Genomic DNA, 22869 nt, shown 5'->3' on the forward strand with positions numbered 1-22869 from the left:
GATCCAGTCAGCGCGCCAACGTTTGTAGCGGATTTATCTCCAGAAAAGGTAAAAGCCGGCTTTCCTGCCCTCATGCCCCCATCTCCCCTGGCAACACTTCAGGAGAGGGCCGATTGGCCTTTTCTTTGCAGGCCAGACGGGGCAAGTTGCGCGCCTGATGAAAGAAGATTCGCACGACCTCCTTTTCCCTTCGCCGCAGAAGCGTGTGGTGCCGGTGCTGGTGCCCATGCCGGCGCCCGGACCTTACAGCTACAGCCTGCCGGAGGGCATGGATGCGGCACCGGGGGCCATTGTGCAGGTGCCGCTCGGTCCCCGCAAGGTTATCGGCGTCGTCTGGGATGGCGGCCAGACTGCGGTTGATGCCCGCAAATTGCGCCCTGTCGAAAAGATCTTCGATTGCCCGCCGCTGGACAAGCCCATGCGCCGCTTCATCGACTGGGTGGCCGCCTATACGCTCTCCCCGCCAGGACTGGTGGCGCGGATGGCGCTGCGGGCGCCGGCCGCTTTCGATCCGGACCCCATGGTGGAAGGCCTTCGCTTTTGCGGCCACGTTCCCGAAAAGCTCACCCCGGCGCGGCAAAAGGTGCTGGACATGGCCGGTGACGGGCTTTCCTGGACAAAAAGCGGCCTTGCTCATGCTGCGGGCGTCTCGTCTTCGGTCATTGAAGGACTTCTCCGGCAAGGCGTGTTCGAACAGGTGTTTTTGCCGCCGCCGCCGCTTGTGGCCCCGCCACAGGCGGATTACGCGCCGCACCGGCTGGCCGGACACCAGCACGATGCCGCAGAGGTCCTGGTGGATGCCGTTCGCGCCGCACGGTTTTCGGTCGCCCTGATCGATGGCGTGACCGGATCCGGCAAGACCGAGGTCTATTTCGAGGCCATTGCCGAATGCCTGCGGCAGGGACGCCAGGCCCTGATCCTTCTGCCGGAAATTGCCTTGACCACCGCCTTTCTCGACCGTTTCCATGACCGCTTCGGATCGAAGCCCGCCGAATGGCATTCCGACCTAGCCACACGCACCCGCGAAAAAGTGTGGCGCCAGACGGCGACCGGCGAAATCCGCGTCGTGGCAGGCGCCCGCTCGGCGCTGTTTCTGCCCTTCGAAAATCTGGGGCTCATCATTGTCGATGAGGAACACGATCCCGCCTTCAAGCAGGAGGATCGGGTTTTCTACAATGCCCGCGACATGGCCGTGGTGCGGGCGCGGCTGGGCAATCTGCCGGCGGTTCTCGTTTCCGCCACGCCCTCCGTGGAAAGCCAGGTGAACAGCCAGCAGGGGCGTTATCAGCGTATCCACCTTCCCACCCGCTATGCGGACGCCGCCATGCCGGATCTGCACCTGATCGACATGCGGCGACACCCTCCCGAACGCGGCGGTTTTCTTTCGCCGCTGATGCTGCGGGCCGTGCAAAAAACCATCGAGAAGAAACAGCAGGCGCTGCTTTTCCTCAACCGCCGCGGCTATGCACCGCTCACGCTCTGCCGTGTCTGCGGCCATCGCTTTCAATGTCCCGATTGCTCGAGCTGGCTGGTGGAGCATCGCTTTCGCGGGCAGATCCAGTGCCATCAATGCGGCCACGCCGAACCCACGCCACAGGCCTGCCCGGAATGCGGCACGCTGGATCACCTCGTGGCCTGCGGTCCCGGCGTGGAGCGCATTGCGGAAGAAGTGGAACGGCATTTTCCCGAGGCAAGAACATTGGTGCTGTCTTCCGATCTCGGTGGCGTCAAGCGCTTGCGGCTGGAACTGGAGGCCATTGCACGGGGAGAGGCCGACATCGTGATCGGTACGCAATTGGTGGCCAAGGGCCATAACTTTCCGCTCATGACGCTGGTGGGCATTGTCGATGCAGACGTCGGCCTTGCCAATGGCGATCCGCGCGCGGCAGAGCGCACCTTCCAGCTCCTGAGCCAGGTAACGGGCCGGGCGGGCCGCACCGGGCTCAAAAGCCACGGCCTCCTCCAGACCTACCAGCCCCAGCATCCCGTCATGCAGGCTATCGTTTCAGGCGATGCGCAAGCTTTCTACGACCGTGAAATCACCGAACGCGAAAAGGCGGCCCTGCCACCGTTCGGCAGGCTGGTTTCCATCATCGTCTCCGCCGACAGCCGCGCAGAGGCAGAAGGTCATGCCCGCCAATTGCGCCAGGCCGCACCACCGGTCAGCGGCATCATGCTGCTCGGCCCGGCCGAAGCGCCCCTGGCCATGATCCGTGGCCGCCATCGCTTCCGCCTGCTGGTGCATGGACGGCGCAACAGCGACATGCAGGGCTTTGTCCGGGCCATGCTGGAAAACGGGCCGAAGGAACGCCGCTCCATTCAGGTGCAGGTCGATGTCGATCCGCAAAGCTTCCTGTGACGGCGGCAGGGGCCGCATCGGCTATTTTCCCGCCGCCCTGCCCGTGCCATAAGGGCGCGGTGATTCTGAGCCGCCCTATGCGCTGGCGGAAGACGGACGGAGGCAGGCGTGGAACTTTATTTTCCGACGGAACTTGGAGAGCAGCTGGCTTTTATCAGCGCGGCCATCACCGCGGCCATCGGCTTTCTCACCATGTTCGCGCCCGGCCTCACGCTGCGTTTTCTCGGCCTTGAACCGCGCGAGGGCCGCAATGAGGGCTTTGCCGCCATGCGGGCCAATGGAGGAATGCTGCTGGGCTTCGCCCTCATGGCCATCCTCCTGGCGCAGTCCACGATCTATCTGACGCTTGGGGCCGCTCTTGCCCTTGGCTGCTTCGCGCGAATCCTGTCCATCCTTTCCGATCACGGCGCAGGCTGGCGCAATTTTCTTCTCCTGATTGTGTTTTTTATACTGGCTGCCCTTCCGCTTGCCTATGTTTATGAGCTGGTCTGAGCAACAACCGTTCAAAATCATCCCCAAGGCCGGAAATTTCCAACTTAACCGATAAAATTCCTCTTCCCCCATTGCCCTGACGGCTTATTCCGGTATTACCCGTGTTGCGAGTCCGGGCCCGCTATGCTAGACGGGCCTCGAAATTTGGATACGCAGGAAAAAAGCCTGGCGTTTCCGGGGGAATTTTTAACGAATTCAAGCTGGTGTCGTGTCGTTTCACGAGGGGGCCATCTTGAATCCAGATCAGGGAAAATTGTGCCCGTGGCAGACACATCCCAGCTGACATCCGGTGTTGCGGAGCGTTATGCGTCTTCGCTGTTTGAGCTGGCGCTCGAGGCAGGCGCCATTGATGCCGTCGCTGGCGATCTCAAGCGCTTCCAGGCGATGATCGACGAAAGCGCCGACCTCAAGCGGCTGGTCAACAGCCCGGTCTTTACCGCCGAGGAGCAGGTGGCTGCCATTGCCGCCCTCCTGAACAAGGCCGGCATTTCGGGCCTTGCCGGAAATTTCCTGCGCGTCGTCGCATCCAATCGCCGCCTCTTTGCCGTCAGCGGCATGATTGCGGCCTATCAAGCAATTGCTGCCCGTCATCGTGGCGAAGTCACCGCTGACGTGACCTCTGCCCATGCCCTGACGGATGCGCAGCAAACCGAACTGAAAGAGGCGCTGAAGAGCGTGACCGGCAAGACTGTCGCCCTGAACGTGACGGTCGATCCGTCGCTTCTGGGCGGCCTGATCGTCAAGGTCGGTTCGCGTCAGATCGACACGTCTCTCCGCACCAAACTTTCTACCCTTAAGCTTGCACTGAAAGAGGTTGGCTGATGGATATCCGCGCCGCGGAAATTTCCGCAATTCTTAAAGATCAAATCAAGAACTTCGGTCAGGAAGCTGAAGTTTCCGAAGTCGGCCAGGTGCTTTCCGTCGGCGACGGTATCGCCCGCGTCTACGGTCTGGACAATGTTCAGGCCGGCGAGATGGTCGAGTTCCCCGGCGGCATTCGCGGCATGGCGCTCAACCTTGAATCCGACAATGTCGGCGTCGTTATCTTCGGTTCCGACCGCGACATCAAGGAAGGTGACGTTGTCAAGCGCACTGGCGCCATCGTTGACGTTCCCGTTGGTCCGGAGCTTCTGGGCCGCGTCGTTGACGCTCTCGGCAATCCGATCGACGGCAAGGGCCCGATCAACGCCAGCCGCCGCGCCCGCGTTGACGTAAAGGCTCCCGGCATCATTCCGCGCAAGTCGGTTCATGAGCCGATGTCCACCGGCATCAAGGCCATCGACGCCCTGATCCCGGTTGGCCGCGGCCAGCGCGAGCTGGTCATCGGCGACCGCCAGACCGGCAAGACCGCAATCATTCTGGACGCCTTCCTCAACCAGAAGCCGATCCACGACAACGGCCCGGAAAACGACAAGCTTTTCTGCGTCTACGTTGCCATCGGCCAGAAGCGCTCCACCGTTGCCCAGTTCGTCAAGGTTCTGGAAGAGCGCGGCGCACTGAAGTACTCCATCGTGATCGCAGCCACCGCTTCCGATCCGGCTCCCATGCAGTATCTGGCGCCGTTTGCCGGTTGCGCCATGGGCGAATATTTCCGTGACAATGGCCAGCACGCCCTGATCGCCTATGACGATCTGTCCAAGCAGGCCGTTGCATACCGCCAGATGTCGCTGTTGCTGCGCCGTCCGCCGGGCCGTGAAGCCTATCCGGGCGACGTTTTCTATCTGCATTCCCGCCTGCTGGAACGCGCTGCCAAGCTCTCCGACGAGCGTGGCGCCGGTTCGCTGACCGCTCTGCCGGTTATCGAAACTCAAGGCAACGACGTTTCTGCCTTCATTCCGACCAACGTGATCTCGATCACCGACGGCCAGATCTTCCTTGAAACCGACCTGTTCTATCAGGGTATCCGCCCGGCCGTTAACGTCGGTCTGTCGGTGTCCCGCGTTGGTTCTTCGGCCCAGATCAAGGCGATGAAGCAGGTTGCCGGTTCGATCAAGGGTGAACTTGCACAGTATCGTGAAATGGCTGCCTTCGCGCAGTTCGGTTCCGACCTTGACGCCGCCACGCAGCGCCTGCTGAACCGCGGCGCCCGTCTGACGGAACTTCTCAAGCAGCCGCAGTTCTCGCCGTTGAAGACGGAAGAACAGGTCGCTGTGATCTTCGCGGGCGTAAACGGCTATCTCGACAAGCTGACGGTCGCACAGGTCGGCAAGTTCGAGCAGGGCCTGCTGCATTACCTGCGCAACGAAGGCAAGGCTGTTTTGGATGCCATCCGCACGGAGAAGGCCATCAGCGACGACACCAAGGGCAAGCTCAAGGCTGCCATTGATGCCTTCGCCAAGACCTTTGCCTGAACGGTAGACTCGAAGGACGGATAACGGATGCCTTCACTTAAGGATCTGAAGAACCGGATCGCCTCCGTGAAGGCGACGCAGAAGATCACCAAGGCGATGAAAATGGTCGCCGCGGCGAAGCTGCGTCGCGCACAGGAAGCGGCCGAGGCCGCCCGGCCCTATTCGCAGCGCATGGGTGCTGTTCTTGCCAATATCGCCCAGGCGGTTGGCAATGATCAGGATGCACCGCTGCTGATGACGGGCACGGGCAAGGACGACGTGCATCTGCTCGTCGTCTGCACTGCCGAACGCGGCTTGTGCGGCGGCTTCAACTCGCAGATCGCCCGCTTTGCGCGCGATCATGCCAGAAGCCTGCTGGCTGCCGGCAAGACGGTAAAGATCTATTGCGTCGGCAAGAAGGGCTACGACAGCCTGCGCCGGGAATTCGCATCGCTGATCGTCGAGCGCACCGAGCTTCGCGACGTCAAACGTATCGGCTTTGAAAATGCCGACGCGATTGGCCGCAAGGTGATCTCGATGTTCGAACGCGGCGAGTTCGACGTCTGCACGCTGTTCTATTCGGAGTTCAAATCCGTTATCAGCCAGGTGCCGACCGCGCAGCAGCTCATTCCGGCCACCGCCGGGGAGGCTGCCGTTTCGGACAGCACCGCCATCTACGAATATGAGCCGGACGCTGGCTCGATCCTCAAGGATCTGATCCCGCGCAACATTTCGGTCCAGATCTTCCGCGCGCTTCTTGAAAACGTCGCGGGCGAAATGGGCGCCAAAATGAGCGCCATGGACAATGCCACGCGCAACGCCGGTGACATGATCAATAAGCTGACGCTTTCCTACAACCGCCAGCGTCAGGCGAAGATCACCACCGAACTCATTGAAATCATTGCGGGCGCGGAAGCGCTCTGAGCTAAGAAAGAGGGTAAGAACATGGCCCAGACATCTCCCGCTGCCGGCAAGGTGACTCAGGTCATCGGCGCCGTTGTTGACGTGGCTTTCGACGGCGCTCTGCCGCCGATTCTCAATGCACTGGAAGTCGATAACGGCGGCAATCGCCTCGTTCTCGAAGTTGCCCAGCACCTCGGTGAAAACCAGGTTCGCACCATCGCCATGGACTCGACCGAAGGTCTGGTTCGCGGTCAGCCGGTTGCCGATACCGGCGCGCCGATTTCCGTTCCGGTTGGCGACGAAACCCTCGGCCGCATTCTGAACGTCATCGGCGAAGCCGTTGACGAACTCGGCCCTGTTCCGACCACGGCCCGCCGCGCTATCCACCAGCCGGCTCCGGAATATATCGAACAGTCCACCGAAGCCCAGATCCTGGTAACGGGCATCAAAGTCGTTGACCTTCTGGCTCCTTACGCCAAGGGCGGCAAGATCGGGCTGTTCGGCGGCGCCGGCGTTGGCAAGACGGTTCTCATCATGGAACTGATCAACAACGTTGCCAAGGCCCATGGCGGTTACTCGGTTTTTGCTGGCGTGGGCGAACGTACCCGCGAAGGTAACGACCTCTATCACGAAATGATCGAGTCCAAGGTCAACGTTGATCCGCATGAAAACAACGGCTCCGCCGCTGGTTCCAAGTGCGCTCTCGTCTATGGCCAGATGAACGAGCCTCCGGGCGCGCGTGCCCGAGTGGCACTGACCGGCCTGACCATCGCTGAAGACTTCCGCGACAAGGGTCAGGACGTTCTCTTCTTCGTGGACAACATCTTCCGCTTCACGCAGGCTGGCTCTGAAGTGTCGGCTCTTCTTGGCCGTATCCCGTCTGCCGTTGGTTATCAGCCCACGCTGGCAACCGACATGGGCGCCTTGCAGGAACGCATCACCACGACCACCAAGGGTTCGATCACCTCGGTTCAGGCCATCTACGTTCCGGCCGACGACTTGACCGACCCGGCACCGGCCACCTCCTTCGCGCATCTGGATGCAACGACCGTTCTGTCGCGCTCCATCGCCGAAAAGGGTATCTACCCGGCGGTTGACCCGCTCGACTCGACCTCCCGTATGCTGGATCCGATGATCGTCGGTGAAGAGCATTACGAAGTGGCTCGTAAGGTTCAGTCTACGCTTCAGCGCTACAAGTCGTTGCAGGACATCATCGCCATCCTCGGCATGGACGAACTGTCCGAAGACGACAAGCTGACCGTTGCCCGCGCCCGTAAGATCGAGCGCTTCCTGTCGCAGCCCTTCCACGTTGCCGAAGTCTTCACCGGTTCTCCGGGCAAGCTGGTTTCGCTGGAAGACACGATCAAGGGCTTCAAGGGCCTCGTCAGCGGCGAATACGACCACCTGCCGGAAGCTGCTTTCTACATGGTTGGCTCCATGGACGAAGCAATCGAAAAGGCCAAGAAGCTGGCTGCCGAAGCCGCTTGAGCATGATCCCCGGCGGGGCCCCTGGCCCCGCTCTCGGAGGCGGGAGGTCTCTCGCCTCGATAACCTGGTTTCACGCGGGTCGTAAGTTGGTGAACAAGCCGCAACGACATGCATTCGAGAAGTGAACAGTCATGGCCGACAATTTCAATTTTGAACTCGTTTCGCCCGAGCGTCTGCTGATCTCGGAGAAGGTCAGCGAAGTCGTGATCCCGGCAAGCGAAGGCGAAATGACCGTCATGGCCCACCACGCGCCGACCATGACAACCATCAAGCCCGGCGTGGTTTCCGTGAAATTCGCCTCCGGCAAGGCAGCGAAATATGTCGTCTTCGGCGGTTTTGCCGATGTAACGCCTAATGGCTGCACTTTGCTCGCAGAAAGCGCCGTTCCGGTGGATGAGTTGAGCCGCGATACGTTGAACAAGCGTATTGAAGTGGCGAAAACCGAACTGGAAAGCGCCGAGCACCACGAGCATCGCACGGCCTTGGAGCAATTCCTTGCAGAGCTGACCCACCTCAACAATGTGGTGGCACGCGGCTGATTTCTCCGCCTTTGTGGTGTTTTGTTATTTGCACCGGTCTGGTCCACCAGGCCGGTGTTTTGCTTTCGCGGGCAATAGGCGCATTGGCTATCCTACTGCATAATTCCTTAAATCGGAATCGATTTAAGGTGAAAATTATGCAGCAGCTTTAAAGTGTTACAGCGCCGTGCGTTTGACAAAACGCACGGCGCTGTAGAGCATTTCCAGCAAAAGCGTATTCGGATTTGCGTCCGGAAATACGATGCAACAGAAAGTTAGAGCTTTTCAAAGGACGATCTTGCCGATCCTCCTTTCACTCCGGTCGGATTATGATCTCGTAACTTTCGTCTTCGTATCGCCTCTTGTTATTTTCGCATAAAATTCCGCGCCGGAATTACAGCCTATGCGGGTCTTTGCGTTGCAAGGTCGCATTCCACCATTGCAGCAATCGGAAACCGCCACCCAGTCGCAAACACCTGAATCTTAACGGTGACAGCGATAACCTTTTGTTTGTTTGGCGTTTTAGAGACATGGGACTGATTGCGCTACCAAAACCTCCCGTAATTATACGGGGAAGTGGCGACCATTTTAGGCCAGTTTTACTCAACCAATTGACAGTCTCGCTCACGCTCGCCATCGTCGTTTCAAGGAATCGGCGCAGCTGAGCCTCCGGTCTGGAATTTGGCCAAATCAGTGCAGCCAATGGAAATGAGGGTAGTCACGCATGAAAATCGGTATCGTTGGCGCGGGCATGGTGGGCAGCTCGGCTGCCTATGCTTTGTCGCTCCTCGGTATCGTATCGGAGATCGTCCTCGTTGACCAAAATACCGATCTGGCCGCGGCGCAGGCAGCCGACATATCCCACGCCGTGCCGTTCTTTGGCGCCTGTACCGTTCGAGCGGGCGACTATCAGGAGCTGGCATCGGCGGCTGTGGTGATACTGGCAGCTGGTGTCGGACAGAAACCGGGAGAGTCGCGCCTTGCGCTTCTTTCGCGCAATGCGGAAGTCTTCCGTGACGTCGTGGCAAAGGTGCTGGCCGTTTCACCGGATGCCTTACTGCTCATTGCCTCGAACCCGGTTGACGTCATGACCGATGTTGCGACGCGGCTGTCTGGGCTACCGCCGCATCGGGTTATCGGTTCTGGTACGATACTCGATACAGCGCGGTTCCGCAGCCTCCTCGGCCATCATCTGGGCGTTTCGCCACAATCCGTTCATGCCTATGTGCTGGGCGAGCACGGTGACAGCGAAGTGCTGGTCTGGTCGAGCGTCCGGATCGGTTCGGTGCCGCTTCAAGACTTCGCCGCCGCGATTGGCAGGCCCGTCACGGAAGCGGTCCGTTCCCGGATCGAAGACGATGTGCGCAATGCGGCCTACAAGATCATTAATGGCAAGGGGGCAAGCTATTACGGCATTGGTGCCGGACTGGCGGCGATTGTGCGCAGCATCGCGCTGGACCAGCGGGAGGTTTTTTCAGTGTCCAGTTTGACAAGGACGCTGTGCGGTGTGCCCGAGGTTACGGCCTCGGTACCAAGAATTATCGGGAGGGAGGGAATTGTCGCAGAAGTCGTTCCGCCGCTGGAGAGGGCGGAGGAGTTGACGCTTGCAAAAAGTGCGACGCTTTTGAAAGACTTGTCAGCCGCTCTGAAATTATAGGGGTGAGAGGGGCCGGCTGGATAAATTTTGTTTCCACCTTATTCAGCACTGATCTGGGGATCATGAATACATTCGTTTTAGAGGCAGAACAGGCGGGGGAGAGCCTGCGGGATTTCATGTCAAAGGCAGCGACGGCAGCAACGCTGCTGAAGGCGCTGTCGCATGAAAGCCGGCTGCTTATTCTCTGCATTCTCGGGCAAGGTGAAAAGACCGTTGGTCAGTTGGAGGATATTCTGGGGCTCCAGCAGGCCATCGTCTCGCAGCAACTTGCAAGATTGCGTTTGGACAATCTCGTCAACAGCCGCCGTGAAGGGCGCCAGATTTATTATTCCGTGGCGGATCCGGTCGCTGGTGAACTGGTGGCCATGCTGCATAGGCTTTATTGCCCGACCGACAGGCCGAACTCAGCCATTGCCGGGGCTTGAACACATCAGGCCAGTCGTTACCAGTGTTCTTCCTTGTAATGCCCGCAAGGAACTGCGGGCAAAATTGTCCGCAGCCACTTCTTTGCGGTAGACGTTTGACGGTTCGAAACGTCTGTTTCGGGCAGAGCAATTCCTGTAAAGCCTTGTTCACCGGATACTCAAGGACAAGAGGCAGGATCCGCAGGATGATCGACAAGCTGGAATTTTTCATTGCGCTTGCGCGGCACCAGCATTTTGGCCGCGCGGCGGAAGAATGCGGCATTTCCCAGCCTACGCTTTCGGCTGCCATACGCCAGCTTGAGGACCATCTCGGGGTCATGCTCGTCAATCGCGGCTCACGCTTTCTGGGGCTGACGCCGGAGGGGCAGCGGGTTCTCGAATGGGCAAGGCGCATTGTTGGCGACGCACGCACCATGCATGAAGAAATGCGCGCCGCCCGCAAGGGCCTTGCCGGGCATATTCGTCTCGCGGTCATTCCCACGGCGCTTTCCATGGTGCAGATGTTGACGGAGCCTTTTCAGGCTCGCCATCCCGATGTCACCTTCACGGTTCTGTCCCGCACGTCGCTTCAGGTGCTCGGCCTTCTCGAAAATCTCGAAATCGACGCGGGCATTACCTATCTCGATCATGAGCCGCTTGGCCGCGTTACGAGCGTGCCGCTTTACAGCGAGCGTTATCATCTGATCGCCGCGGCAGGCACCCCGCTTGCTGATAGAAACACGGTAACATGGCAGGAGATCGCCGCGCTTCGTCTCTGTCTGTTGACCCCGGATATGCAAAATCGCCGCATCATCAATCACCACCTCGCCGAAGCAGGGGTCAAGGCGCGGCCGACGCTGGAATCCAATTCCATGATCGTGCTGTTTTCCCATATCCGCACCGGACAATGGGCGTCGATCATGCCGCGCAACGTGGCACAATCATTCGGCTTCTCTCAGGAAATTCGCATGGTCCCGATTGTGGAGCCGGAGGCGGAACATCTGGTCGGTCTGGTTGCGACCCACAGGGAGCCCTTCACGCCTCTCGTCTCCGGCTTGCTGCATGAGGCACGGCGTCTCGCAACTGCACAGGCTTTTGATAGAAATGTTCTATCGCCCAACGAAAGCGCGCTATTGACCTGAGTGTCTTCTGCTTCATTCTGCATCTTAAAGCATCATCGGGTGAACACAGGTTCACCCGATGATGCTCCAAGCTTTTATTTTTGCGCATTTCCGGACGGAAAACCGTGACAACACTTTTCCTGGAAATGCTCTCGCGGCGACAAGGCGCAGACCGGGAGGAGACGGTCTGTGCCGCGCGCTTGAGTATGGCCTCGTATGGCGCAGCGCTTCTTTTGTGCGGAGGGGCCTGAACGCAAGATAGCGGCGGGCATGGGTGGAGGAACGCATGACACTACACACGATGGCGGCAATCGATGCCGCCCGCATCGAGGCGATCGTCGCGGAGCACGCAGGTTTCGAGGGGCCGCTGCTGCCCATCCTGCACTCGATCCAGCGGGAGTTCGGCCACATTCCCGAGATGGCGAAGGAAATGATCGCCAGGGCCTTGAACCTGTCGCGCGCCGAGGTGCATGGCGTGGTGACATTTTATCATGATTTTCGCGCCCGGCCTGCCGGTCGCCATGTGCTGAAACTCTGTCGCGCCGAAGCTTGCCAGGCCATGCACGGCGATGCGCTTGCCGAAGGAATCAAGGCGCTCCTGGGTATCGACTGGCACGAAACCACCAGCGATGGCGCGGTAACGCTGGAGCCGGTCTTTTGTCTGGGCCTCTGCGCGCAGGCCCCCGCTGCCATGCTGGATGGTGAGGTCCATGCGCGACTGGATGAACACTGTCTGACCGGCCTTCTGCGGGAGGCCTGCCGATGAGTGTGACGGTATTCGTTCCCCGCGACGCGGCAGCGCTGGCTGTTGGTGCCGATAACGTGGCTGCCGCAATTGCCAGTGAGGCAGAGGCGCGCAAGCTGGATGTAACCATTATCCGCAACGGCTCTCGCGGGTTGTTGTGGCTTGAGGTGCTGGTGGAAGTTCGCACCGGCAATGGACGCATGGCCTATGGCCCGGTCAGGGCGGGCGATGTGCCATCGCTGTTCGATGCCGGGTTTCTTGTGGGCGGCGAACATGTCTTAGCGCACGGACCAACACGGGAAATCCCATTCCTGAAGAACCAGACCCGGCTTACCTTTTCCCGCTGTGGCGTGACCGATCCTCTCTCGCTTGCCGATTACCGCCACTATCAAGGCCTCAAGGGGCTGGAAAAAGCCTTGCGCCTTGCTCCGTCCGACATTGTCAAGGCGGTTACGGAGAGTGGACTGCGCGGGCGGGGCGGCGCGGGTTTTCCGACAGGCATAAAGTGGAAGACCGTGGCGGATGCCAGGGCCGACCAGAAATACATCGTGTGCAATGCGGATGAGGGCGACAGCGGCACTTTTGCCGATCGGATGATCATGGAAGGCGATCCCTTCGTACTGATCGAAGGCATGGTGATTGCCGGTATCGCGGTGGGCGCCACCAAAGGCTATGTCTATACCCGCTCGGAATATCCGCACGCCATCGAAACCATGCGGCAGGCGATCGATATTGCCCGTGAAGCCGGTATTCTTGGCCCATCTGTGTTGGGTTCGGTTTACGCTTTCGACATGGAGGTCAGGGAGGGCGCGGGCGCTTATGTCTGCGGTGAGGAAACCGCGCTGTTGAACAGTCTGGAAGGCAGGCGTGGCGTGGTGCGGGCAAAGCCGCCGCTGCCCGCCCTTGAAGGTCTGTTCGGCAAACCGACCGTCGTCAACAATGTCATGTCGCTCGCGACAATTCCCGTCATCATGGACCGTGGTGCGGCGTTCTACCGCGATTATGGCGTGGGCAAATCCCACGGCACCATCCCGATCCAGATTGCCGGAAACGTCAGATATGGCGGCCTTTACGAGACGGCTTTCGGCCTGACGCTAGGGGAGATCGTCAACGGGATCGGCGGCGGCACGCTGTCTGGCCGCCCGGTCAAGGCCGTGCAGGTGGGCGGTCCGCTGGGGGCTTATTTCCCGCCATCGCTGTTCGATACGGTGTTCGATTATGAAGCCTTTGCGGAAAGCGGCGGGCTGATCGGTCATGCGGGAATCGTAGTGTTCGATGACCGGGTGGACATGCTGAAACAGGCCCGGTTCGCCATGGAATTCTGCGCGGTGGAAAGCTGTGGCAAATGCACGCCCTGCCGCATCGGCTCCACACGCGGCGTGGAAACGGTGGATCGCATTGCCCGCGGCATTGAGCCCGAGCAGAACAAGGCCCTGCTGGCCGATCTCTGCAACACCATGAAATTCGGATCGCTCTGCGCGCTGGGTGGGTTCACACCCTATCCGGTGATAAGTGCGATGACGCATTTTCCGGAGGATTTTCGCCCCGCCCCCCTCGTTGAAGCTGCGGAGTAATCGCCATGTCTCTCATTGATGAAATCGACTACGGGACGCCTGCTTCCAAAGCCAGCGAAACGGTGACGCTAACCATCGATGGCCGCGAGGTGGCGGTTGCAGCGGGCACATCCATCATGCGCGCCTCCATGGAAGCCGGTATTCAGGTGCCGAAACTTTGCGCGACCGATATGGTCGATGCCTTCGGCTCGTGCCGCCTCTGTCTGGTGGAAGTGGAGGGCCGCAATGGCACGCCCGCCTCCTGCACCACGCCGGTTGCGCAAGGGCTTGTCGTTCACACCCAGACGGAACGCCTGAAGCAGATTCGCAAGGGGGTGATGGAGCTTTATATTTCCGACCATCCTCTGGATTGCCTGACCTGCGCGGCCAATGGCGATTGCGAATTGCAGGATATGGCAGGCGCGGTCGGGCTGCGGGATGTGCGCTATGGCCATGAAGGCGACAATCACGTCAAGGCGCGCGCCGGTGATCTTCCCAATGCCCGCTACATGCCGAAGGATGAGAGCAATCCCTATTTCACCTATGACCCGTCGAAATGCATCGTCTGTTCGCGCTGCGTGCGGGCCTGCGAGGAGGTGCAGGGCACTTTTGCGCTGACCATCGAGGGGCGCGGTTTCGACAGCCGCGTTTCTCCTGGTGCACATGAGGCGTTTCTGACGTCGGAATGCGTTTCCTGCGGGGCCTGCGTGCAGGCCTGTCCTACCGCCACACTGACGGAAAAATCGGTGATCGCGATTGGCCAGCCCGAACATTCCGTGGTGACGACCTGCGCCTATTGCGGCGTTGGCTGTTCTTTCAAGGCGGAAATGCGCGGCGAGGAACTGGTGCGCATGGTGCCCTTCAAGGATGGCAAGGCCAATCGCGGTCATTCCTGCGTCAAGGGCCGCTTTGCCTATGGCTATGCCAGCCATAAGGATCGCATTCTCAACCCGATGATCCGCAAGAACATCACCGATCCCTGGACGGAGGTGACTTGGGAAGAGGCTTTCGCGCATGTCGCCGCCGAATTCCGCCGCATCCAATATCAATATGGCCGCGATGCGATTGGCGGCATTACCTCCTCGCGCTGCACCAATGAAGAGACTTATCTGGTGCAGAAGCTGATCCGGGCCGGTTTCGGCAACAACAATGTCGATACCTGCGCCCGCGTCTGCCATTCGCCCACCGGCTACGGTCTGGGGCAGGCCTTCGGCACCTCTGCCGGCACGCAGGATTTCGACAGTGTGGAGCAGGCCGATGTGGTGATGGTGATCGGCGCCAACCCCACCGATGGCCATCCCGTGTTCGGTTCGCGATTGAAGAAGCGGCTGCGCCAGGGGGCAAAACTGATCGTGATCGACCCGCGCCGCATCGATCTGGTGCGCAGCGCCCATGTGGAGGCCGCCTATCACCTGCCGCTGAAACCCGGCACCAATGTCGCGGTGCTGACGGCCATGGCGCATGTGATCGTCACCGAGGGGCTGGCGGATGAAGTCTTTATTCGCGACCGTTGCGACTGGTCGGAATTCGAGGATTGGGCCGCCTTCGTGGCCGATCCGAAGCACAGCCCGGAAGAAAGCGAGACATTCACCGGCGTACCGGCAGAGGTGCTGCGCGGCGCGGTAAGGCTCTATGCCACCGGCGGCAATGGCGCGATCTATTACGGTCTGGGCGTGACGGAGCATAGCCAGGGCTCCACCACCGTCATGGCCATTGCCAATCTGGCCATGGCCACCGGCAATATCGGACGACCAGGCGTGGGGGTAAACCCGCTGCGCGGGCAGAACAATGTGCAGGGCTCCTGCGACATGGGGTCCTTCCCGCATGAATTGCCGGGCTATCGCCACATTTCCGACGATGCCACCCGCGAGAGCTTCGAAAAGCTCTGGGGTGTAACGCTGAACAGCGAGCCGGGCCTGCGCATTCCCAACATGCTGGATGCGGCTGTCGAAGGCACCTTCAAGGGCATCTACATTCAGGGCGAGGATATTCTCCAGTCAGACCCGGATACCAGACATGTCTCTGCCGGTCTGGAGGCCATGGAATGCGTGGTGGTGCATGATCTCTTTCTGAACGAGACGGCCCGCTTTGCGCATGTCTTCCTGCCGGGCTCCACTTTTCTGGAAAAGGACGGCACCTTCACCAATGCCGAACGCCGCATCAACCGCGTGCGCAAGGTGATGACGCCAAAGAACGGCTACGGCGACTGGGAGGTGACACAGAAACTGGCGAGAGCCATGGGGCTTGACTGGAGCTATGCTCATCCTTCACAGATCATGGATGAAATTGCCGCCACGACTCCCAGTTTTGCGGGTGTTTCCTATGACTATCTGGAAAAGATGGGCTCGGTACAATGGCCCTGCAACGAGAAATTTCCGCTGGGTTCGCCGATCATGCATGTGGATGGCTTCGTGCGCGGCAAGGGTAAGTTCATCCGAACGGAATATGTGCCGACGGACGAGAAAACCGGGCCGCGCTTCCCGCTGCTGCTCACCACGGGCCGCATTCTCAGCCAGTATAATGTCGGGGCGCAGACGAGGCGCACCGATAATGTCGTCTGGCATGAAGAGGACCGTCTGGAAATTCATCCGCATGACGCCGAACAGCGCGGCATCCGTGATGGCGACTGGATCCGGCTTGCAAGCCGCTCCGGCGATACGACGCTGCGGGCGTTGATTACCGATCGTGTTGCGCCGGGCGTGGTCTATACCACCTTCCACCATCCGGGCACGCAGGCCAATGTCATCACCACCGATTTTTCGGACTGGGCCACCAACTGTCCGGAATATAAGGTAACGGCCGTGCAGGTTTCCCCCTCCAACGGCCCAAGCGCATGGCAGCAGGATTACGATGCGCTGTCGCGCCAGTCCCGCCGTATCGCGGGAAAGCTGGAGGCGGCGGAATGAAAGGAACGAGATGACGAAGACGGGCGCCAGCCGGCAGGTTCGGGAAACGAGGTTTCAGGCCGGGATCATGGCACCCGGAAGCCGCATCGTGCCGGAAGAGGTGCCGATCGCCTTTTCCTATGGCGGCTCCACCCACGCCGTGATGATGGCAACACCGCAGGATCTGGAGGATTTCGCGCTTGGCTTTTCGCTGGCGGAAGGCATTATTTCCAACGCATCGGAGGTGGTTTCCATCGATCCTGTCGAGGTGGGAGCCGGTATCGACGTGCAGGTCGTGCTTCACGATGACAGCGCCGAAGCGCTTGTGGCGCGCCGCCGCCGCATGGCAGGGCCTGTGGGCTGCGGCCTCTGCGGCATCGAATCCATCGAGCAGGCAACGCGGCAGGTGCCGCCAGTCAGGCCTTGCGCCCTTGCCGTGACGCCGCAACAGGTGGAAGAGGCCATGCAGGCCCTTGCCCGCGCCCAGCGCCTGAACCGGCAGACCCATGCCGTACATGGCGCAGGCTTCTTCATTCCCGGCGAAGGCCTGCTGGCAATCCGTGAGGATGTGGGCCGCCACAATGCCCTGGACAAGCTGGTGGGTGCGGTGCTTCGCGCCGGACGCAAGGGGGCGGAAGGCATGGTCGTCGTCACCAGCCGGCTTTCCGTGGAAATGGTGCAGAAGGCTGCCATTCTCGGCGCGCCGGTGCTGGCGGCCATTTCCGCCCCGACAGCACTGGCGATCGAAACCGCAGACGCCGCCGGCATGACACTGATCGGTATTGCCCGTGGCGCGGAGTTCGAGATTTTCACCCGGCCCGGACGGGTAAGAGGAGGAGAAAACGCCGATGTCGCATGATGAAAGCGCCGCAAAGCTGGTGCGCATGGCCAACCAGATCGCAACCTTCTTCAAGTCCCAACCGGAGGCCGAGCAACTGCCGGGCATTGCCCTGCACATCAACCGGTTCTGGGAACCGCGAATGCGACGCCGCTTCTTCGAAATGGTGGATGATGGCGGGCAAGGACTGGACCCGCTGGTGATCGAGGCTGCCAGACATATCCGACGCCCGACATTGATGACCGCTCAGACCGCGACGTGAGCGGGCGGGCTTAAACCGTCACTCTTCTCTGTTTTTCCAAAGAAATCTGCGCGAAATGCGGTCAATTGTCCGCGCTTGACAATTGCTATTTTTCAGAAAAACCCCCAGAAATGGGCGGAAATTCACAAATGCTCACGCACGGCTTTTGTCGCCCCTTTTCATAGGAGCGGGCGACCAGATGGCCTTCGGGAGCCTGGTCCATGGCTTTCGCTTCAAGGCAAGGATGGATTGGCATCTTCGGACCTTGGCAAAGCTTGAACATTCATAATGCGGCAAAATAATGCCGAAAAGGAGAGACGGGATGAGTGCAACGGGTTCGGCGGGGATGGTGACATCGCCCGCAGGCGGTCTTCTGGATCGAGAGAGAATTGTCGCAAGGCCAGGTTTCAATCGCTGGCTCGTGCCGCCTGCCGCTTTGGCCATTCACCTTTGCATCGGCATGGCCTATGGCTTCAGCGTGTTCTGGCTGCCGCTCAGCAAGGCCCTGCCTGCGACGGATGCAAGCTGCGCGACGATGACGCTTCTGGATGCGCTGACCACGACAAGCTGCAACTGGCGCGTTGCCGATCTTGGCTGGATCTACACCCTGTTTTTCGTGCTGCTCGGTTGCTCGGCAGCCCTGTGGGGCGGCTGGCTGGAGCGCGTGGGTCCGCGCAAGGCGGCCTTCATCTCCGCCCTTTGCTGGTGCGGCGGCATTCTGGTGGCGGCCGTTGGCGTGATGATCCATCAATTGTGGCTGATGTGGCTTGGCGCCGGTGTCATCGGCGGCATAGGCCTCGGTCTCGGCTATATTTCGCCGGTGTCCACGCTGATCAAGTGGTTTCCGGACCGGCGCGGCATGGCAACCGGCATGGCCATCATGGGCTTTGGCGGCGGCGCAATGATCGGCGCGCCCCTGGCCAATCTGCTGATGAATATCTTCAAATCGGATGCCGGGCCGGGCGTCTGGCAGACCTTTATCGTCATGGCCATCATCTACTTCATCTTCATGATGGGCGGCGCTTTCGGTTATCGCATTCCCCCGGCTGGCTGGCGTCCAGACGGCTGGACACCGCCCGCCGCCAAGGGCCAGATGATTACCCATCGCCATGTTCACCTGCGCAACGCACACAAGACACCGCAATTCTGGCTGATCTGGGCTGTGCTGTGCCTGAACGTTTCGGCCGGTATCGGCGTCATCGGCATGGCCTCGCCGATGTTGCAGGAAATCTTCGCCGGTTCACTGATCGGCCAGCCCGGTCTTGCCTTCGCCCAGCTCGATGCAACGCAAAAGGCACAGATTGCTGCAATTGCCGCAGGCTTCACCGGCCTCATCTCGCTGTTCAACATTGGTGGCCGCTTCTTCTGGGCCTCGATGTCGGACCGTCTTGGCCGCAAGAATACCTATTTCTGCTTCTTCGTCCTCGGCATCATCCTTTATGCGCTTGTGCCTTCGCTGGCGCTGATGGGCAACAAGGCCCTGTTCGTTCTGGCGGTCGGCATCATCCTGTCGATGTATGGCGGCGGCTTTGCCACCATCCCCGCTTATCTGGCCGATATTTTCGGTACGCAGTTCGTGGGCGCCATCCATGGCCGCCTTCTGACCGCATGGGCAACGGCAGGCATCGTCGGCCCCGTCGTGGTCAACTATATCCGGGAAGCGCAGATTGCCGCGGGCGTTCAGCCCGGCCCGGCACTCTATGCCAGCACCATGTATATCCTCGCCGGTATGCTGGCGCTCGGCCTGATCTGCAATGCGCTGGTACGGCCGCTGTCGGACAAGTGGTTCATGTCGGATGACGAAGTGGCAGCGCTTCAGGCCAAGTCGGCTGCGGCAAGTGCCGGTCCCTCCGGCTCCTTCGGCATCGGCAAGGGCGGTCTGGATGCAAAGGCCCTTCTTGCCTGGCTGGCCGTGGGCATCCCGCTTGCCTGGGGTATCTGGGTTACGCTGAAAAGCAGCTTCGCCCTGTTCGGATAGAGCCTTTTCAGGAAGGTCGCTGCCGGTTTTCCCGCTGAAAATGCGGGAAAACAAACTATTACAGCGCCTTGCGTCTCATAGGACGCAAGGCGTTTTTCGCTTTTTTCATGCGCCCTTGGTCATACGCGCCAGAACATTGGTTTTCCAGTAAAACTGGTGTACCAGCGCGCCCGCGACGTGAAGGCCGATCAAAACCCAAAGCAGCATTTTCAAAATGCCGCCATGCAGCCCGCCCAGCGGCCCGATGCCGAAGTAATATTTCGCTATCCCGGTCAGAGGCATGGCAAAAAACAACAGATAAAGCGTAGCGTGCGTCACCTTGGCCGCAAGCTTCAACAGCGGCGGCTCACTTTCCGGCGGCAAGGGCGCACCCTGCGTGAAGCGCAGGAAGAGACGGATGAGACAGAGAATCAGAATGGCAATGCCGACATAGGCATGAATATTGGCTGAGGCTATGTCATCCGGTGTGATTGTTTCGCCCCGCCGCGCAAGACGATTCCAATGCTCCATTCCATCGGAAAAAATCAAATTGAAAAATATGAGCAGTGCCATCAACCAGTGAAGCACTCTTTGCGCCACGGAGTAACCGGTTACGGGAATCGCATTCATCTTTTTGCCCTTTGTCAAGAAAAGCAGACGACTTTCCCACATGATAAAAGCCGCATCCTGCAAGGCAAGATACGGCTTTCAATATTAACGAAATATAATAATCGTATTCAGAGCATTTCCAAGGGAAAACCGGTTTCCACTTTTCCTGAAATTACATGTGAATCGGCTTGAAGAAAGTCGAAAGCGCGGCCTCCTTCACTGCTTCCGACATAGTCGGATGCGCATGGCAAGTGCGGCCCAGGTCTTCCGAGGAACCACCGAATTCCATCAAAACGGCAGCCTCGTGGATCATCTCGCCTGCACCAAAGCCAATGATATGGACGCCCAGAACTCGGTCGCTATCCTTGTCGGCCAGAACCTTTACGAAGCCGTCCGTCGCCTGCATGGCACGGGCCCGGCCGTTTGCAGTGAAGGGGAACTTGCCAACCTTGTAGGCAATACCGGCGGCCTTCAGCTCCTCTTCCGTCTTGCCAACGGAGGCGACTTCCGGCTGGGTATAAACAACGCCCGGAATGACATCGTAGTTCACATGGCCATGCTGGCCGGCAAGGATCTCGGCAAGGGCAATCCCCTCGTCTTCAGCCTTGTGCGCCAGCATCGGGCCTTTCACCACGTCGCCAATCGCATAAATACCGGCGACATTGGTGCGGAAGTGACCATCGATTTCAACACGGCCGCGATTGTCGAGCGCCACACCGGTCTCTTCAAGACCAAGGCCTGCCGTATACGGCTTGCGGCCCGTGGCAATCAGCACGACATCGGCTTCCAGCGTCTGCGCTTCACCGCCCTTCACAGGTTCGAAAACCACCTTGGCGCCGTTACCGGCCTTGGAAACGGCCGTAACCTTGGCCCCGAGATTGAACTCCATGCCCTGCTTGGCCAGCATACGCTGGAACTGCTTGGAGACTTCGCCGTCCATGCCGCCGAGAATGGTATCGAGATATTCGACAACTGTAACCTTGGCGCCAAGGCGCGACCAGACCGAACCCAGTTCAAGCCCGATGACGCCACCGCCGACGACGATCATCTTGCCCGGCACCTTGTCGAGCGCGATACCGCCCGTCGAGGAAACGATGACCTTTTCGTCGATCTCGACGGAAACGCCTGGAATGCCGGCCACATCCGAACCCGTGGCAATCACGATATTCTTCGTTTCGAGAACCTGCTCCTCACCCTTGTCATTGGTGACGGAAACCTTGCCCGCAGCCAGGATCTTGCCGGTGCCCTGAAAGCCATCGACCTTGTTCTTCTTGAAGAGGAAGCCGACGCCATCGACATTGGCCTTCACGACGCTGTCCTTGTGCGCCATCATCTTCTCGATGTTCAGCTTCGGCGCGGAGACCTCAACACCGAGATCGGCCATGCCATGCGCCGCATGGGCAAACATTTCCGATGCATGGAGCAGCGCCTTGGAAGGAATGCAGCCGATGTTCAGGCAGGTGCCGCCATAGGTCGCACGCTTTTCGACAACGGCCACCTTCATGCCCAGCTGCGCTGCCTTGATGGCGCAGACATAACCACCGGGGCCGGAGCCGATTACCACGAGATCATATGCCATTTCCGTCGTTCCTTTGTCTTGATACCGCAGCCGGAGCTTGAACCGGCCTCGTCAGGGAGCGCCGCAACGCTCCGATTGAAAATTCATCCAGCCTTTTCCGTTGCCAGCTTCAGGCCCAGCACGATAAAGACCGCGCCGCTGATCCGGTCGATCCACTGGCTGGCTCGCGAGAAGGCCGCGCGCATTTTCGCCGTCGTCATGAAAACGCTTACGCCGATAAACCAGCCGATCAGGCAGCTTGCCATGACCAGCCCATAGCCGAACTTGACGCTCATTGGGGTGTGGACGCTGATGACAGCCGAAAAAATCGAAAGAAAGAAAAACACGGCCTTCGGGTTCAGCGCATTGGCGGCAAAGCCAAGCAGAAATGCCTTGGGCAGCCCTTGCTCCTGCGGCTCACCTTGCCCTGCAATCTCACCCGTCAGATCGGTCTTTCCCGCACGCAGCGATTTCACACCGATATAAAAGAGATAAGCGACGCCACACCATTTTACGATGTTGAAGAGAAAAATGGACTGCGAAATAATCAGCCCCAGCCCGAGGATCGTATAGCTGACATGCATCATGAACGCCGTGCCGATGCCGAAGCTGGTGACAATCGCCCGCTTGCGGCCATGCACGATCGCCTGGCGCATGACCATGGCGAGGTCCGCGCCGGGCGAGACGATCACGAAGGCAAAAATCGTCATTAGCGATGCAAGTTCGAAGAGATAGGGATGCATGACCCACTCCTGGCGCAGCATGGTTTGAAAATCAGAACATCAGGACGACAAACATCATCGCAAGCCCGATCATCGAACCGACCCAGACGAGCGACCGGATATAAGGAATACCGGCGAGATAGAGGGGAATGTAAACCACCCGCGCCGCCAACCACAGCCACGCACCGGCAAGGCCAAGCCCATGCGGGTCGCCCGCCATGATCAGGCCGAAGGCAAGCGCGATAAAGGCCGGGTAGGTTTCCCGGAAATTCAGCGAGGCGCGCTCCGCACGTCCGGCAAGCTTGCCTTCCGGTTTGCGATTGCCGTCACGCGGACCGGCATTCCACGCAGAGCCCAGTTCCTTCGTCGCCGTCATCCCCTGTAGCATGATGTGCACGATAAGAATTGCCACGCTCAAGCCGATGACAGGCAGAAAAGGCGATGCGGCAAGAAAGGTGGGTTCCATGCTCTGGCTCTCTCTTCACGTAT

The 22869-nt window shown here is 59.7% G+C and carries 21 protein-coding genes; 17 read left to right on the top strand and 4 right to left on the bottom strand.

Features of this window, described 5'->3' with window-relative positions:
- Positions 1-157: 157 nt before the first annotated feature.
- From T424_RS0106120 to T424_RS0106200, 16 genes are all read left to right on the top strand, one after another.
- Positions 158-2359 carry a primosomal protein N' gene (locus T424_RS0106120; RefSeq protein ID WP_027486944.1) on the top strand — a complete coding sequence of 734 codons (2202 nt, stop codon included), beginning with the start codon at positions 158-160 and terminating at the stop codon, positions 2357-2359.
- A 108-nt stretch (positions 2360-2467) separates the two neighbouring features.
- Complete coding sequence (locus T424_RS0106125) at positions 2468-2851, top strand: AGROH133_08824 family phage infection protein (RefSeq protein ID WP_027486945.1); 384 nt, start codon at positions 2468-2470, stop codon at positions 2849-2851.
- 255 nt (positions 2852-3106) lie between these two features.
- Positions 3107-3673: a F0F1 ATP synthase subunit delta gene (locus T424_RS0106130; RefSeq protein ID WP_027486946.1), complete on the top strand. Its 567-nt coding sequence runs from the start codon at positions 3107-3109 to the stop codon at positions 3671-3673.
- Positions 3673-5202, top strand: a complete 1530-nt coding sequence (gene atpA / locus T424_RS0106135; protein ID WP_027486947.1) for a F0F1 ATP synthase subunit alpha — start codon at positions 3673-3675, stop codon at positions 5200-5202. Before T424_RS0106130 ends, atpA begins: the two co-directional genes overlap by 1 nt.
- 27 nt (positions 5203-5229) lie before the next feature.
- Positions 5230-6105, top strand: a complete 876-nt coding sequence (locus tag T424_RS0106140) for a F0F1 ATP synthase subunit gamma (RefSeq protein ID WP_027486948.1) — start codon at positions 5230-5232, stop codon at positions 6103-6105.
- Between the two features lie 21 nt (positions 6106-6126).
- A complete protein-coding gene (atpD, locus tag T424_RS0106145) occupies positions 6127-7572 on the top strand; it encodes a F0F1 ATP synthase subunit beta (RefSeq protein ID WP_027486949.1) in 1446 nt (481 codons plus the stop codon).
- Between the two features lie 131 nt (positions 7573-7703).
- Positions 7704-8111 carry a F0F1 ATP synthase subunit epsilon gene (locus T424_RS0106150; RefSeq protein WP_027486950.1) on the top strand — a complete coding sequence of 136 codons (408 nt, stop codon included), beginning with the start codon at positions 7704-7706 and terminating at the stop codon, positions 8109-8111.
- Between the two features lie 703 nt (positions 8112-8814).
- Positions 8815-9747, top strand: a complete 933-nt coding sequence (locus tag T424_RS0106155; protein WP_027486951.1) for an L-lactate dehydrogenase — start codon at positions 8815-8817, stop codon at positions 9745-9747.
- A gap of 62 nt (positions 9748-9809) precedes the next feature.
- A complete protein-coding gene (locus tag T424_RS0106160) occupies positions 9810-10172 on the top strand; it encodes an ArsR/SmtB family transcription factor (protein WP_027486952.1) in 363 nt (120 codons plus the stop codon).
- A gap of 185 nt (positions 10173-10357) precedes the next feature.
- The gene (locus T424_RS0106165) at positions 10358-11293 is read left to right on the top strand and encodes a LysR family transcriptional regulator (RefSeq protein WP_027486953.1); all 936 of its coding nucleotides are present in this window, start codon (positions 10358-10360) and stop codon (positions 11291-11293) included.
- A 265-nt stretch (positions 11294-11558) separates the two neighbouring features.
- The gene (locus tag T424_RS0106170) at positions 11559-12038 is read left to right on the top strand and encodes a formate dehydrogenase subunit gamma (RefSeq protein WP_027486954.1); all 480 of its coding nucleotides are present in this window, start codon (positions 11559-11561) and stop codon (positions 12036-12038) included.
- A complete protein-coding gene (locus T424_RS0106175; protein ID WP_027486955.1) occupies positions 12035-13591 on the top strand; it encodes a formate dehydrogenase beta subunit in 1557 nt (518 codons plus the stop codon). The genes T424_RS0106170 and T424_RS0106175 overlap by 4 nt, the downstream gene beginning before the upstream one ends.
- 5 nt (positions 13592-13596) lie before the next feature.
- Positions 13597-16476 (top strand): formate dehydrogenase subunit alpha, encoded by a 2880-nt coding sequence (gene fdhF / locus T424_RS0106180; protein WP_027486956.1) that lies wholly within the window; start codon positions 13597-13599, stop codon positions 16474-16476.
- A 10-nt stretch (positions 16477-16486) separates the two neighbouring features.
- On the top strand, positions 16487-17314 hold the full coding sequence (gene fdhD / locus T424_RS0106185) for a formate dehydrogenase accessory sulfurtransferase FdhD (protein ID WP_027486957.1): 828 nt from the start codon (positions 16487-16489) through the stop codon (positions 17312-17314).
- A complete protein-coding gene (locus tag T424_RS0106190) occupies positions 17304-17555 on the top strand; it encodes a formate dehydrogenase subunit delta (protein ID WP_027486958.1) in 252 nt (83 codons plus the stop codon). The genes fdhD and T424_RS0106190 overlap by 11 nt, the downstream gene beginning before the upstream one ends.
- A 301-nt stretch (positions 17556-17856) precedes the next feature.
- The gene (locus tag T424_RS0106200) at positions 17857-19512 is read left to right on the top strand and encodes an OFA family MFS transporter (RefSeq protein ID WP_051558820.1); all 1656 of its coding nucleotides are present in this window, start codon (positions 17857-17859) and stop codon (positions 19510-19512) included.
- A 105-nt stretch (positions 19513-19617) separates the two neighbouring features.
- Here T424_RS0106200 and T424_RS0106205 read toward each other — a convergent pair whose 3' ends face one another.
- Positions 19618-20121, bottom strand: coding sequence for a cytochrome b (locus T424_RS0106205; RefSeq protein ID WP_027486960.1), 504 nt, complete (start codon positions 20119-20121; stop codon positions 19618-19620).
- On the opposite strand from T424_RS0106205, the gene T424_RS22840 reads away from it, so the two are divergent.
- Entirely contained in the window at positions 20014-20292 is a 279-nt protein-coding gene (locus T424_RS22840) for a PAZ domain-containing protein (protein WP_169737296.1), read from the top strand. The genes T424_RS0106205 and T424_RS22840 overlap by 108 nt on opposite strands.
- On the opposite strand, the gene lpdA is transcribed toward T424_RS22840, so the two are convergent.
- The 3 genes from lpdA to T424_RS0106220 form a co-directional block, all read right to left on the bottom strand.
- The gene (gene lpdA / locus T424_RS0106210) at positions 20273-21679 is read right to left on the bottom strand and encodes a dihydrolipoyl dehydrogenase (protein WP_027486961.1); all 1407 of its coding nucleotides are present in this window, start codon (positions 21677-21679) and stop codon (positions 20273-20275) included. The two genes, T424_RS22840 and lpdA, sit on opposite strands and share 20 nt — an antisense overlap.
- An 83-nt stretch (positions 21680-21762) precedes the next feature.
- Entirely contained in the window at positions 21763-22401 is a 639-nt protein-coding gene (locus T424_RS0106215) for a LysE family translocator (protein ID WP_027486962.1), read from the bottom strand.
- 31 nt (positions 22402-22432) lie between these two features.
- Positions 22433-22846: an MAPEG family protein gene (locus tag T424_RS0106220; protein WP_027486963.1), complete on the bottom strand. Its 414-nt coding sequence runs from the start codon at positions 22844-22846 to the stop codon at positions 22433-22435.
- Positions 22847-22869: the final 23 nt, after the last annotated feature.

Source organism: Allorhizobium undicola ORS 992 = ATCC 700741, assembly GCF_000621665.1.
GTDB lineage: Bacteria > Pseudomonadota > Alphaproteobacteria > Rhizobiales > Rhizobiaceae > Allorhizobium > Allorhizobium undicola.